The following is a 14,186-nucleotide window of genomic DNA, read 5'->3' on the forward strand; positions in this document are numbered from 1 at the left end:
TAGTCAGCGCATGAGCGATGCAACGCATGTTCATCGTCCGGCGTCCGGTCTGTCCAGTTTCGCGCCGGTGCTCCGGCGCGAAATCCCGACGGTCGTGCCCGGCAGCGATGGAATCATTACCTGCGACGTGGTCATCGTGGGGTCCGGCATGGGCGGCTCGAGTTTCGCGCAAGGCATCGCAGGTCACGGCCTCGACGTGCTCATCGTCGAGCGCGGCGATTTCCTGCCTCGTGAAATCCAGAACTGGCAGGCCGAAGCCGTATTTCGCGACGGACGCTACCGCAACGCGGAGTCGTGGGACGACGACGCCGGCAAACCGTTTTCACCCGGCGTGTTCTACTACGTCGGCGGCAACACGAAGGTCTTCGGCGCGATGCTTCCACGGTTCAGGGAAGCCGATTTCGGCGCGATTCAACACGCCGAGGGAATTTCGCCCGAGTGGCCGATCACTTATGCCGACATGGAGCCGTACTACGCGGCCGCGGAGCGGCTTTACAACGTCCATGGCGCGGGAGGCCAGGACCCGACCGATCCGTGGCGCTCCGGCGACTATCCGTTTCCCGCGCTGGAACACGACCCCGCGTTGCGGCCGCTCGCCGCGGCGATGTGTGCGCAAGGCCTTCGTCCGTTCGTGATGCCGGCGGCCGTCAACTACGGAGGCGAACGGCCGTGCGTGCTCTGCTCGACCTGCGACGGTTATCCCTGCCTCGTCGATGCGAAGGGCGATGCGGAAGTGTCCGTGCTGAGGCCGCTCGTCGGCAGCGGCGGCGCACGGCTGATGGTGCGCACCCGAATCGATCGTCTCGTCATGTCGGCCGACGGCACGCGCATCGAGGAGGCGCTCGGCGTTCGCGACGGGCAACCCGTTCGCATCCGCGCCAAGCGGTTCGTCCTCGCGTGCGGCGCGGTGAACTCGGCGGCCCTTCTGCTGCGATCGGCCGATCACGCGCATCCGGAAGGTATCGGCAACCGCTCGGGGATGCTCGGCCGGAACTATATGGTTCACAACAGCACGTTCATGCTCGCGGTCGATCCGCGTCGCGCCAACGACGTGCTGTTCCAGAAAACGCTCGCGGTCAACGACTGGTATTTGCGCTCCCCGCAGAACGCGTTTCCGCTCGGTAACGTGCAGATGCTCGGCAAGATCCGCGAGCCGATGGTGACGGGCATGTATCCGTGGCTGCCGAAGGCCGTTTCGCGCTACATGACCGACCACAGCGTCGATCTCTACCTGACCAGCGAGGACCTTCCCGATCCGGAGAACCGCGTCACGGTCGATCCGCAGTCGGGCCGCATCCGCATCAGGTGGCGTGCCAACAACCTGCGTGCACACCGGGCGCTCGTGAAGAAGACGGTCGCGATGATGCGGCGGGCCGGGTATCCGCTCGTGTTGACCAAGCGCATGGGCATTGCAACCAACTCGCATCAATGCGGCACGGCCGTGATGGGCAACGACCCGGGCACTAGTGTGCTCGACACGAACTGCAGGCTTCACGACGTGGAAAACGCGTGGATCGTCGACAGTTCGTGGTTCCCGTCCTCCGCGGCGGTGAATCCGGCGCTCACGATCGCCGCGAATGCGCTTCGTGTGGCCAGGCAGTTCGTCGGTCGCTGAAGCGACGCTTGCCCCTGCGCCGCGATCCGCCGGCCGCGCTCATCTTGCCGCGGCCGGCGCCTGCGTCGTCGATCGCACCACCAGCTCCGTCGGCAGGAGCACCCTGGGCACGCGCGGCTTGCGGGCGGCGGGGCCACTCAGCAGTTCGCTGAGCAGTTGCGCGGCCTGACGGCCTTTCTCGATCAGCGGCTGGCGGATGGTCGTGAGCCCGGCACCGGCTGCTTCCGGTATATCGTCGAAACCCGCCACGGACAACCGATCGGGCACCGCCACCCCGCGTTCACGCGCCGCCTGCACGAGCGCGAGCGCCATCACGTCCGACGTCGCCGCCACTGCCGTGAGGCCCGTATGCTGCAGCATCTGTTCGGCCGCCCAGATGCCCGATGCACGATCGAAGCCGCCGGCCTCGACGATCAACAGGTCGTCGAAGCCGAGCCCCACCGCTTCGGCCGCGCGCAGATAGCCTTCGATGCGGGCGCGCACGACGTTTTCCGTGGCTTCCTGGAAGCGCTGCCTGCTGACGATGCCCCTGACGCCGTCCGGACGCAGCCGGTCGGCCACGATGCCGATCCGCCGGTGACCGAGCTCGACCAGATGCCGCATCTGGACGATGGCGGATTGCAGATCGTCGATCCCGACGAACGGCACCTTGTCGATGATTGGTGCGTCCACGATCACGACCGGGATGCCCTGCCGGCGCGCGACCTCGATGACCGGATAGTGGTCCGGCAGCGAGTACGCGATCAGGCCGTCGACGAACCCGCGTACCGCGAGGCTGCCGTTCGCGGCGTCGCCGGCATGATTCGCCAGATCCTTCTGTAGCGGGAAGAGCGCGAGCGCGACGTTCGCGAGTTCGCTGATTTCACCGATGCCGCGCAGCAGGCAGGTGGTCGCCGGATCGGCGAATGCGTAAGGCAACTCGTCCATGATCATCAGGCCGACGGCACCGACCCGCCCGGAGCGCAGGCTGCGCCCGCGGACGTTGGGCCCGGGATAGCCGAGCTTTTTCGCCACGGCGAAAATATGCTCGCGCTGTGCCTCGGAGATTTCCGACGGCTTGTTGTACGCATAGGAGACCGCGGGCTGAGAGACGCCGGCGGCCAATGCGACGTCCTTCATGGATACGGCACGCTTCATCGATGGGAAGGCATCCGCCTGTGGGCTGGCAATGCCGCATTTTACAGGGATACACGCCGAACCCTTCACGCATTCGAGCCGGCCAGCAATGCCATCACGCTTGCATGAAGCGCGCCGCTCGACGCCGCGACGACGTCGCCGGCCGAGCGCTCGGTCAATCGTCGTCCGCGCCAGTCCGTCATCCGGCCGCCGGCCGCTTCGACGATCGGCACGATCGGCAGGAAATCGTGGGGGGCGAGTCCCGATTCGACGACGAGGTCGCACCGCCCGCTGGCCAGCGCCGCGTAATTGAAGCAATCGCCGCCGTATCGATGCACGGCGACACGCGCGACGAGCCTGGCGTATACCGCGTGCTGGTCGGGTGTGAACTTGTCCGGCGTCGTCGTGCACATGCGCGCCGCCGACAGGGGCACCGCCGTGCCGGCAGCCGACTCGACGTGCGTCGCGGCATCGGTGCTGCTCGCGATCATTCGTTGGCCGAGCGCGGGCATGTCGATCGCGCCGAGCCACGGCACGCCGTCGCACAGCACGCCGACGAGCGTGCCCCATAGTGGACTGCCCGTCACGAACGCGCGCGTCCCGTCGAGCGGGTCGATGACCCATCTCCGGTTCGACACGCCGTGTGCGAGGCCGTCGACCACGCCGAACTCCTCGCCGACGCTGGAATCCAGCGGGTGCCGCGCCTGAATGCGGCTGCGTAGCGCCAGCTCGATACGCTTGTCGAGTTCGGTAACGGGCGACGTGTCGCCCTTTCGCGTAATCGCGAGCGTGTCGTGCGCCACGGCGCCGCACAGCGTGCGAGCCAGGTCGCAGAGCTCGATCACCGTGTCCCGATAGTATTGTTCGTCGATACCCGACATCGGTCCCGCCATCGAAGGTTCGTCATTCCACTCCACGTTCATCGTCCTGATACGGGCCGGTCGGGCACGCCACGATCCCGACCGACCCGTCCTTTCAGACGACGCGCTGTTCGGTCGCCGGATCGAAGATCAGTGCCTTGTCCGCATTGACGACGAGCTGCATCACGTCCCCGACGCGTCCGACACCGGGCGCGAACCGGGCCATGATCGATTCGCCCGCGACCGACAGCAGCACGAAGTTGTCGGCACCCGTCGGCTCCACGACGTCGACCGTCGCCTGGAAGCTCGTTGCCCCGACGCCCGGCGCGAGCCATTCCGGGCGAACGCCCAGTACGACGTCCCGGTCGAGGTAGCCGCGTTGCGCGTCGCTCAGCGCGCCCAGCGCGATCTCGACGGTGTGCCCGCTGCCGTCGCCGCCGATGAAAACCGCGTGGGTGTCACGGCCACGCAGCACGCCCGTCAGGCAGTTCATCGCGGGCGACCCGATGAAACGCGCGACGAACAGGTTCGCCGGACGATCGTAAACATCCTCCGGCGTGCCGATCTGCTGCACCTCGCCGCCCCGCATGACGACGATCTTCGTCGCCAGCGTCATCGCTTCGATCTGGTCGTGCGTCACGTAGACCGTGGTCGTGCCGACACGCTGGTGCAGCTTCTTGATTTCCGCGCGCATTTCCGTGCGCAGTTTCGCGTCGAGATTCGACAACGGCTCGTCGAACAGGAAGATCTTCGGTTCCCGCACCATCGCGCGCCCCATGGCCACGCGCTGGCGCTGCCCACCCGACAGCTGGCTGGGCTTGCGATCGAGCAACTGATCGAGCTGCAGGATCGCCGCGACCCGCTTGACCGCCTCCTCCTGCTCGGATCGCGATGCCCTCCGCACGCGCATCCCGAATGTCAGGTTGTTGCGCACCGTCATCGTCGGGTAAAGCGCATACGACTGAAACACCATCGCGATATCGCGCTTCGCGGATTCGACGTCGTTGACGACCGAACCGTCGATGACGATCTCGCCGTCGTTGACCGGTTCGAGCCCCGCGATCGCGTTCAGCAAGGTCGACTTCCCGCAGCCGGACGGGCCGAGCAGCACGAGGAATTCACCGTCGTCGGCATCGATGTTGATTGCCTTGAGGCACGCAACGCTGCCGTAGTTCTTGCGGACGTCGCGAATATGCAGAGAAGCCATGATTACCCCTTGACCGCGCCGGCCATCAGGCCGCGCACGAAATACTTGCCCGCCAGGAAATAAATGACGAGGGTTGGAAGAGCGGCCAGCAACGCACCGGCCATATGGACGTTGTACGGACGTTCGCCCGCGCTCGCACTCACCATGTTGTTCAGCGCAACCATGATGGGCGTGTTCTGACCGCTCGTGAACGACACGCCGAACAGGAAGTCATTCCAGATCGACGTGAACTGCCAGATCACGGTAACGACGATCATCGGTACCGACAGCGGCAGGATGATGTACGCGAACGTCGTCCAGAAACCCGCTCCATCGACCCGCGCCGCCTTCACGAGATCCTGCGGCACCGTCATGAAGTAGTTGCGAAAGAACATCGTCGTGAACGGCAAGCCGTAGACCGTATGCACGAGCACGAGGCCTGCAAGGCTGCCCGACAGGCCGAGCACGCCCAGCGTCTTCGCAAGCGGTATCAACACGGATTGATATGGCGTAAAGGTGCCGAACAGGATCACCCCATAGACGAACTTCGATCCTCTGAAATTGAATTTCGTCAACGCGTAGCCATTCAATGCGCCAAGCAGCGTGGACAACACGACGGCAGGCACGACGATCAGCACGGTCCGCACGTAGAACCCGTTCAGGCCCACGCAGTCGATTCCGACGCACGCGTTTTGCCATGCATCGATCCACGGCTGGACCGTGGGCGCGAGCGGAAAGGACAGAATCGACGTCGACCGGATCTCCTCCATGTCCTTGAACGAAGCGAAGACCATCACGACGAGCGGCATCACGAAGAAAGCCGCGCTGCCGACGAGAATCGCATAGAGCACCGCACGCGCGACCACACGCAGCGTCGTGCCCGACGGGCGGGACACGCGACGCACGTGCCGGGCCGTGTCAGAGACTGTCGTTGTGTTCACGCTTGAACTCCGAGTAGAGATACGGGACGGTAAGTGCGACCACGACGAGCAGGATCATGACGGAGCTGGCGGCGCCCTGCGCGAGCTGACCGCGGCTGAACGTCAGGTTGTACATGAACGTCGTCGGCAGGTCGCTCGAGAAACCCGGGCCGCCGTTCGTCAACGCCACGACAAGGTCGAACGACCGCACCGCCTGGTAGATCAGGATCACGACCACGCTGAACACGGACGCGCGCAGCATCGGGATGATGATGGTCAGGTAGATGCGCAGCGTGCCGGCGCCTTCCATGCGCGCCGCCTTGATGATTTCGCCGTCGATCCCGCGCAGGCCCGCCAGGAAGATCGCCATCACGAAGCCCGCGGTTTGCCAGACGGCGGCGACGACAAGCGTATAGACCGCCATCTGCGGGTCGATCAGCCAGTTGACATGGATGCCGGTGATGCCGAGATCCTGCAGCAGCTTTTCCAGCCCGAGGCCGGGATTCAGGATCCACTTCCACGCGGTGCCGGTCACGATCAACGACACGGCCATCGGATACAGATAGATCATCCTGAACGCCCCCTCGCCCCGCACCTTCTGGTCGAGAAAAATCGCGAGCAACAGGCCGAGCACGAGCGAGATCAGCATGAACGCGATCGAGAACAAACCGAGGTTCGTTACCGCGACATTCCATCGATCCGAATCCCATAGCCTTGCATACTGCGCAAGACCGACGAAGTCGTAGTTCGGCGCGAACTTCGAACTGGTGAACGAGATGACGATCGACCAGCCGATGAACACATAGACGGCAATCAAAAGTACGACGACACTCGGCGCCAGCGTAAGGGCCGCGGGGCTCGCGCGCAGCCAGCGTCGCCGCTGCCCGGGCGCTCCGGCATGGATGCCGCCTCCTGGGGAAAAAGACATCTCGAATCTCCGTGTGGTTTCTGCTTTCATGCGCTCCCCTCTCCTGATACGGTCACGCGATGCTTGCGGCATCCCCGCGGCGCGTCATGCCCGGATGGTGCCGCTCGTTCCGTGCACGACCGTGTCGGGATCATGCGATCGGTGGCTGGAGTATTTGCCGCTAAAAACACGTGCTCAATTTCGCGGAGCGCTCAAAAGAGACGCACAGTGACGCACGAAACGCAGTACACTCGATCACGCGCGGAGGCAGTGCGGCGGCCCACGCTTCGGATACCGCACGATGCGCTCAATGCGTCGATTTCCTTCGGTTTCCATACGGAAAATCCCGCACGGGAATCGACGCATCGCGGCCCGCGACCGACCGTTGCACGCCGGTTCGCCGTTCATCGCAGGTCCCTTCGATCATTTCTTCAGAAACGACATGGATCGTCAGCACGACCTTTCAAACCTCGCCAGCAATCTGTCGCTGCTCGTGGCGTCCTTCGACTCCATCGCGGATTTTTGCCGGAAGCTGAACATCAATCGCCAGCAGTTCAACAAATATCTGGCGGGCCACCACGTTCCGTCGCAGAAGGTGCTGCTGAAGATCGCCAAGTTTTTTCTGATGGAGCCGGCCGACCTGTTCCGGGCGCCGCCGGAATTCCGCAGTTTTTACGAAGGACTCGAATACGAACTGCCGTTCGATTTGAAATCCGCACCGAGCTTTCTGCGATTTCTGCCGCTGATCAAGTCGTCGAGCGCCGCGCTGCAGGATTTTCTCGGGGTGTACTACCGGTACCACAACTCGTCGATCTACAAGGGGCGCATCCTGCGCTCCGTGACGTGCCTCTACGAGCGCGATTCGGTGGTGCAGTACGTTACCGTGGAACGTTTCCCGTTACTGGATCAGGACGGCAAAGTCGGCTACTCGTTCAAGTACCACGGCTTCTGTTTCCTGATGGGCGACCGGATCTTCATGATCGATTTCGAAGGGCGGCAGAAGAACGAAATGACGTTCTCGGTCCTGACGCCTCAGCACCGTCGCCCGATCCGCTTCCTGTACGGCGTGGTCACCGGCGTGGCGTCGTCGTCGTTTCGCCAGCCCTTCTCGACGCGCATCGCGTTGAATTTCACCGACCGCGGACACATGCAAAGGAAGCACCTGCGCAACGCGACGGTACTGCTGCCGACGGACAGGTCGCTGCCCGCGGAAATCCGCGACTACATGACCGGCGATCAATCGACCGTGCTGTGGGGCGGCGAGGGTTAGGGCCTGGCGGTGTCCGCCGGGGCACCGCCGCTTGAACACCGGCAATCGTGCCGGCTAGGCAGGCCGCCCGCCTAGGGCCTGTTCACGCTAATAACGGGCTTGCGAACGTGCCTTTGCGCCCGCAGGGCAAGGAGTGAGGAGGCGCAATAGCCGTAGCTATTGCAACGACGAACGACGCCGCCATGCGGGCGCAAAGGCACGTTCCCCTGTTTGGAAAAATGCATTCGTCGGGCTGGTCCCCAGAAGGGCCGATCGCCGCGTCATGCTCCTCGCGAATACGTCGAGTATTCGCTTCGTCGCAATCCTCGCGCTCGGCCCTTCTGGGGACCAGCGCAAGCCCGTTATTAGCGTGAACAGGCCCTAGCCGACGTCGCGGGATACGATGGTGTGCGCCGACAACGCTATCGGCAAAAGCATCGCGGCGATCGTCAGAAGCGAAGCCGAAAGCCCCGCCAGCTCCCCTATCGCGCCCAGAACGGCCGGCCCGGCAAGCATGCCGGCATAGCCCAGCGTCGCGACGACCGGCATTGCCAGCTCGACCCGCATCCGGCGTTGCCGCGAGACGTGCAAAAAGAACAGCGGGACGATGTTGGCCAGGCCGAAACCGACCGCTGCGAACAGCGCGATCAGGATCATCCAGTGCCGTGCGAAAACCAGCGCGACGAGGGCGGCCGCAGTCCCGACCGAACCGGCGACGAGAATCGATCGCGCACCCGACACACGGGCCAGGCGGTCGCCTGTCAAGCGCGCGATCGTCATCGCCAGCGCGAAGGCGGCGTAGCCGTAGCCCGCACTGGACTGCGGGAACGCCTTTTCGGTCACCAGGAACACACCGCTCCAGTCGAGTACGGCCCCTTCCGCCAGAAAAACGACAAAGCAGAGCATGCCGATCCAGACGATATACAACGTGGGGCGTGCGAATCGGTGCGTTTGCGCGGTACCCGTTCGCGCGATGAAATGCCGGCCGACGACACACCAAAGGGCAACCATGACCGCAAAGATGCACGCGATCGCCCCGACCGGTGAGATCTGAACGGACAACAACGTGCTGACGCCGGCAGAACCCGCAATGGTCCCGATACTGCACCATGCATGAAATCCCGACATGAGCGGCTCGTCGTGCATACGCTGCACCACGGCAGCCTGCAGGTTCATCGCCGACTCCGTGGCGCCGATACCGAAACCGAACAGGAAGAGGCACACGGACAGGATGTCGGCGCGGTCGGTCGACGCAAGTCCAAACAGGCATGCGCACGTGATCGGGCCGGCCAGCAGGATGATCCGTCGACATCCCACGCGCGCAACCGCTGCGCTACCGATCGGCATCGCAACCAGGCTGCCGACGCCGAACCACAGCAGCGCAAGCCCGAAGTCGCCATCGCTCAGGCCAATTCGGGATTTTGCAAGAGGCGCGAGCGGCGCCCACGCGGACAGGATGAAACCGAACGAATAAAAGCCCGCCCGGGTCGAAAGGCGCGCCCAGACGCCACTGCGGGACTGACCATCGACTGCGAAAGTACTCATGAAATAGACGTGCCCTGTCACGCACCCACAACGAAAAATGACCCGACGAGCCCTTCATCGCGAAGGGCCGGCGTCGAGTCATCGCGCATCAAGCCTGCAAGCGAAAATTCCTCGTGAGCGACGGAATCATCGATGTCGTTCTCAGATCTTCAGTGCTGCACTGCGTCCAAACACATGACGCATCACAAAGTAATAGACGAGCCCGATCACGAGCCAGATGATGCCCATCTTCAACGTTGCGGCCCTCATCGCGACCATGAGTGCAACGATGACGAGAAATCCGATCGCCGGCAGAACCACGTGATTCCATGTGTCCTTCGACTGCTTCCTGATCCTGAAGTAACCGATGACGGAAAGGTTGACCAGGATGAATGCAGAGAACGCGCCGAAGTTCTGGAACAAGGCCAGGTCGTCGAGCCGATCCTGAAAGACCAATGCGATGATCAGCGAGATGGATGCAACGAAAATATTCGCCACATACGGTTGCTTCGATCTGCGCGACAGACGGGAAAACACCTTGGGAAGCTGCCGGTCGCGCCCCATCGCGAAGATGATGCGGGCGATTGCCATCTGGCAGACGATCGTGCACGGCACGCCGAATGCCAGTGCAGTGCTGATGGACGTCATCGCGAACAGCCAGTGGCCGCCCGCATAACCGGATATGTCGTAAAAGGCGCTATCCGGCGACAGTACCTTTGCGCCAGGCGCGAGGTCGGCGGCAATCCAGGTCTGCAGCACGAACAGGATCGCGATGATGACCAGCGATGCCATGCCGGCAAAGCTGGCCAGATGACGCTTCTCGCTCCTGACTTCTTCTCCGAGCGTCGTGATCGCGTCGAAGCCGAGAAAGTTCGTCGAACCGATGAGGATACCGGTGCCGAGCCCCGCCCATGTGAAAGTATGGACATTGAAGAGCGAACCGAACGTGAGCCGGCCGTGCCCCATGCCGCTGTAAAGCGCAAAGAGACCGACTCCGACGAACGCGGCCAGAATGACCAGCATGATCACGAGGAACGCCTGGTTCACTTTCGCGGTCACCGAGATACCGACCAGATTCAGGATCGTTCCGAGGCCGACGAATCCGATCACCCAGACGGAACGGGGAATCTCGGGCACCAGGCTGTTCATCGCAACCGCGCTGACGACCGCGAGCAGTCCCGGCGCGATGATGTAGTCGAGAAACACCAGCCATCCGGCCAGAAAACCAGCCAGATCGCCGATGCCGTTTTGAGCATAGGTATAGGCCGACCCGGCTGCCGGAAATTCCTTGCTGAGTATCTGGTAACTCCGGGCCGTAAACATCATCGCAACGACACTCACGATGTATACCAGCGGCACCATACCGCCGCTCACATTGGAAATGATTCCGTAAAGTGCGAACGGCGCAATTGGAAGCATGTAAACCATGCCGTACACGATCAAATCGAGCACACTCAATTCGCGGCTCAATTTCAAGGACGATTCGCTTATTCCGGCAGTTTGTTCAGACGCATTCGCACCGGCGAACCCTGCTGACGAAATAGCGGCCTGACTTCCAGATCCGCGCGAAATATGAGTATCCATTCCAGACATCCTTCCACTTCGTTGCTCAAGGCATGATCGGAATCCAGCCTCCGACAGTCGCCCTGAGCCGACCATGAGGCTGAACATTGACTTATACGTATAAGTCAAATGCTCGACGCTTCAAATTGTGCTGTCAACGGGCTGTGGGAGAGCGTTTACCCGGAGTGGATGGTTATTTTCGATTCGAGAGGCAAAGTCCGGTCGATCGGCGACACCGTATGCGTCGCGACGCGCGAAAGTATGCGTCTGGTCGAGAAGGATTCGACGCGCACTTGCGTCAGGCTGCGTCACATTTCACAGCCTCGAATATCGCGATTTATCTTCATATTTGAATCGTCGACTCTATGCGCGACACGGCGACTCAAAGTCCGCACCTTGCACGCCGCGCTAAAGCGACGCCCCGCCGCACATGACGATCTGCTGCCCGGTGATCGCACCCGCATTCGCGCTCAGCAGAAAAGCGGTCAGCGCGGCGACTTCATCGGGCGTGATGAATCGCCCGATCAGCGGCAGCCTGGGCGGCGTGGCCGCGCGCGCCGGATCGCGCAGGAACGGCGTGTCCGTCGCACCGGGCGCGACGACATTGACCGTGATGCCGTGCGGCGCGAGTTCGGCGGCCCACGATCGTGCGAGCCCGACCAGCGCGGATTTGGTCGCCGCATACTGGCTGCGCGTGGCCGCGCCGTTCGCGGTGCGGCTGCCCAGCAGCACGATGCGGCCGCCGGCAGACATCCGCGGCACCAGCCGATCGGCGAGAAAGGTCGCGGATTCGACATGCAGGCGCCACATTGCCGCGCCGTCGTCGTGCGACAGTTGGCCGAGCGGCGCGGTGCGCATGAAGCCGGCCGCATGCACGAGCGCGTCGACCACGCCCAGGGCGTCGCATACGGGCGCGAGCGCCGCAAAGTCGGTGACGTCGACCGGCACGATCTTCAACGAATCGTGCGCCGTTTCGACGTGCGACCGGCACAGTCCGGTGACGCGCCAGCCGTTGGCGAGCAGGCGCTCGACGATCGCGCGGCCGATTCCCGACGACGCACCGGTGACGACGGCATGACGTGAATCCAGACCCGGCTGCTCCCGTTGCGCCACGATGTCTCCCGTTACGTTTGAACTTGCAGCGGCCCGCCGGATGCGGCCGTTGCTTTCGTGCTGACCGCCTGAACGGTGACCCTCGCCTGCGCACGAAACGGTTCGAGCTGCTCGTGCAGCGCGCCGTCATCCGTCACGAGCGTCCAGTCGCGTTCGAGCGGCGTCCAGTGCTGTTGGCTCGCGCGCCCGAGCTTGTCCGCGGTCACCAGCACGAACACCTCGGCTGCCTGCCGCATCACGCATTCCTTCAGATACGACTGCTCGCTGCTCGCCTCGCACAATCCCAGCTCGGCCACCACGCCATCGGCGCCGAGGAATGCCTTGTCGACGCTCAGCCGGCTCAGCGCGATTTGCGCGAGCGGCCCGAGCGTGCTCATGCTGGACGACCGCACGTCGCCGCCGATCACCGTCACGTGCACGCCCGATGACACGAGCGGGCTCACGATCAGCAGGTTGTTGGTGACCACGTGAACGTCCGTCCGGCCCGCGAGAAGACGCGCGAGCGCTGCCGTCGTGGTGCCGCCGTCGAGAAACACGGTGTCGCCGTCCTCGACGAACGAACTCGCCGCGTGCGCGATCGCTTCCTTCTGTTCCTGCGAGCTGATGCGCCGCTCCTCGAGCGACGGCTCGGGCTCGTGGCCGCCGACCGCGGCGGCACCGCCGTACGTGCGCAGAATGCGGCGGTCGCTCGCCAGCGCACGCAGGTCGCGACGCACCGTCGCCTCGGACATCCCGAAGTGCTCGCACAGCGTCGCGACGTCCGTCATGCCCCCGAGCACGGCCTGCAGCATCGCCTCCCGGCGCCTGGTCACTTTCATGTGCGTGAATTCCTGGTCTGATCGATTCGGCGCACCATGGCGCGCCTCTGGACCGACAAGTTTATCGAATTGCCGCAGTGACCGCCCAGTTGCCGCGGGGAGCGTCATCGGCCGCGAACCCATGTTTCGTCGACGCGCACGTACTTGATCTTCTGGCGGAACCAGGTGAACGCGATGTGCAACGCGCCGTCCCGCGACTGCACGATCGACGGATACGAGTATTCGCGGTTGCGCTGGTCGGCCGAGTTGTTCGTCATGCAGTACCCGTCGCCGATTTCGAGGTTGCGGCGGCGCGGCCACGTCCGGCCGCCGTCCTCCGAGATGGCGAGCGACATCGGCGCGCGCGGCGCGCCCCAGAACGCGGTGCCGCGCACGGACGCCTGCTGGTCGCGCAGCTCGCCGCTGTCCTCCGAGTCGTCGATGTCGTCGTACAGCGAAGCACGGCGCTCCTTGCCGTGCGACGCGTCGCTTTCGTTGAACACGAGCGCGAGATGACCGTTCTGCAGCACCGTGAACTGGATCGACGAGTTGTTGTTCGGCAAGTCGGTGCGCTCGGGCGCGCTCCACGTGCGGCCGTCCGTCGAGCGGCTCGCGTGGACGAAGTCCGCCCAGCGGCTGCGGTAGAGGGCCAGCAGCGACCCATCGTGCAGCACGTGAACGTTCATATGCACGCACCCGACGCTGTCCGGCACTTCGTGCGGCGTCCACGTCCGACCCTGGTCGTCGGACACCATGACCGCGCTGACGTCGTCGTTGCCGACCCAGCGCTCGCCGGGCTCCGTGCGGCACAAGAAGATCGGGCAGATCCACGTGCCGTCGTCGAGCGCGACGATCGGCTGGCGCACGAACGTCCCCGGCCGGTCGAACAGCGTGTCGACGGGACCCCACGTGAGGCCGCCGTCCGTCGACACGCGGCGGCGTACGATCGCAGTGTTCTGATGCCCGGACAACTGCGCGGTGTAGATCAGCCACAGCCGGCCGTCGGGCGCGGTGAACAGCACCGGGTTCTGTTCGGAGCGGGTCGGGTCGTCCGACAGCTTGCGCGGCGCGGACCATTCGTCGGTCCCGGCCGCAAGACGCGACAGGTAGATCGACACGTCGGGAATGCCTTCCTGGGTGCCGCCGAACCACACGCACAGCAGGTCGCCGTTGTCGAGGCAGTGCAGGTTGGCCGCGTGGTTCTGCACGCAGGCGGCGGGCAGAAACGCCTCTTGCCGTTCCGCGTCGGCATAGGCCGTGCGAACGCAATGATCCGACGCGGCGCTCGCCGCTTCAACGAGGTTCGTGCTCATGAAATCTCTCTGGGGTGGGCGAC

At 63.9% G+C, this 14,186-nt stretch carries 12 protein-coding genes; 2 read left to right on the forward strand and 10 right to left on the reverse strand.

The window, feature by feature from the left end; translation table 11 throughout:
• Nucleotides 1–10: 10 nt before the first annotated feature.
• Nucleotides 11–1,615: a GMC oxidoreductase gene (locus JMF86_RS33975; RefSeq protein ID WP_201317387.1), complete on the forward strand. Its 1,605-nt coding sequence runs from the start codon at nucleotides 11–13 to the stop codon at nucleotides 1,613–1,615.
• 39 nt (nucleotides 1,616–1,654) lie between these two features.
• On the opposite strand, the gene JMF86_RS33980 is transcribed toward JMF86_RS33975, so the two are convergent.
• The 5 genes from JMF86_RS33980 to JMF86_RS34000 form a co-directional block, all read right to left on the reverse strand.
• On the reverse strand, nucleotides 1,655–2,821 hold the full coding sequence (locus JMF86_RS33980; RefSeq protein ID WP_236593053.1) for a LacI family DNA-binding transcriptional regulator: 1,167 nt from the start codon (nucleotides 2,819–2,821) through the stop codon (nucleotides 1,655–1,657).
• Entirely contained in the window at nucleotides 2,818–3,624 is an 807-nt protein-coding gene (locus tag JMF86_RS33985; protein WP_226292373.1) for an inositol monophosphatase family protein, read from the reverse strand. The genes JMF86_RS33980 and JMF86_RS33985 overlap by 4 nt, the downstream gene beginning before the upstream one ends.
• Before the next feature lie 82 nt (nucleotides 3,625–3,706).
• Nucleotides 3,707–4,798: an ABC transporter ATP-binding protein gene (locus tag JMF86_RS33990; RefSeq protein WP_201317388.1), complete on the reverse strand. Its 1,092-nt coding sequence runs from the start codon at nucleotides 4,796–4,798 to the stop codon at nucleotides 3,707–3,709.
• A 2-nt stretch (nucleotides 4,799–4,800) separates the two neighbouring features.
• Entirely contained in the window at nucleotides 4,801–5,586 is a 786-nt protein-coding gene (locus tag JMF86_RS33995; protein WP_234044226.1) for a carbohydrate ABC transporter permease, read from the reverse strand.
• Between the two features lie 109 nt (nucleotides 5,587–5,695).
• The gene (locus tag JMF86_RS34000; protein ID WP_050768789.1) at nucleotides 5,696–6,625 is read right to left on the reverse strand and encodes a carbohydrate ABC transporter permease; all 930 of its coding nucleotides are present in this window, start codon (nucleotides 6,623–6,625) and stop codon (nucleotides 5,696–5,698) included.
• Nucleotides 6,626–6,914: 289 nt separating this feature from the next.
• Here JMF86_RS34000 and JMF86_RS34005 point away from each other — a divergent pair, with 289 nt between their 5' ends.
• The gene (locus tag JMF86_RS34005; protein ID WP_234044219.1) at nucleotides 6,915–7,874 is read left to right on the forward strand and encodes a helix-turn-helix transcriptional regulator; all 960 of its coding nucleotides are present in this window, start codon (nucleotides 6,915–6,917) and stop codon (nucleotides 7,872–7,874) included.
• A 360-nt stretch (nucleotides 7,875–8,234) separates the two neighbouring features.
• On the opposite strand, the gene JMF86_RS34010 is transcribed toward JMF86_RS34005, so the two are convergent.
• The 5 genes from JMF86_RS34010 to JMF86_RS34030 form a co-directional block, all read right to left on the reverse strand.
• Complete coding sequence (locus JMF86_RS34010; RefSeq protein ID WP_200161709.1) at nucleotides 8,235–9,398, reverse strand: MFS transporter; 1,164 nt, start codon at nucleotides 9,396–9,398, stop codon at nucleotides 8,235–8,237.
• A 141-nt stretch (nucleotides 9,399–9,539) separates the two neighbouring features.
• Complete coding sequence (locus JMF86_RS34015) at nucleotides 9,540–10,961, reverse strand: APC family permease (RefSeq protein WP_201317389.1); 1,422 nt, start codon at nucleotides 10,959–10,961, stop codon at nucleotides 9,540–9,542.
• A 387-nt stretch (nucleotides 10,962–11,348) separates the two neighbouring features.
• Nucleotides 11,349–12,053 carry an SDR family NAD(P)-dependent oxidoreductase gene (locus tag JMF86_RS34020; RefSeq protein WP_201317390.1) on the reverse strand — a complete coding sequence of 235 codons (705 nt, stop codon included), beginning with the start codon at nucleotides 12,051–12,053 and terminating at the stop codon, nucleotides 11,349–11,351.
• Nucleotides 12,054–12,064: 11 nt separating this feature from the next.
• Nucleotides 12,065–12,871: a DeoR/GlpR family DNA-binding transcription regulator gene (locus tag JMF86_RS34025; protein WP_201317391.1), complete on the reverse strand. Its 807-nt coding sequence runs from the start codon at nucleotides 12,869–12,871 to the stop codon at nucleotides 12,065–12,067.
• A 104-nt stretch (nucleotides 12,872–12,975) separates the two neighbouring features.
• Nucleotides 12,976–14,163 carry an exo-alpha-sialidase gene (locus tag JMF86_RS34030; RefSeq protein WP_011545726.1) on the reverse strand — a complete coding sequence of 396 codons (1,188 nt, stop codon included), beginning with the start codon at nucleotides 14,161–14,163 and terminating at the stop codon, nucleotides 12,976–12,978.
• Nucleotides 14,164–14,186 lie beyond the last annotated feature (23 nt).

This window comes from Burkholderia sp. E168m15, assembly GCF_016586105.1.
Classification (GTDB): domain Bacteria; phylum Pseudomonadota; class Gammaproteobacteria; order Burkholderiales; family Burkholderiaceae; genus Burkholderia; species Burkholderia orbicola.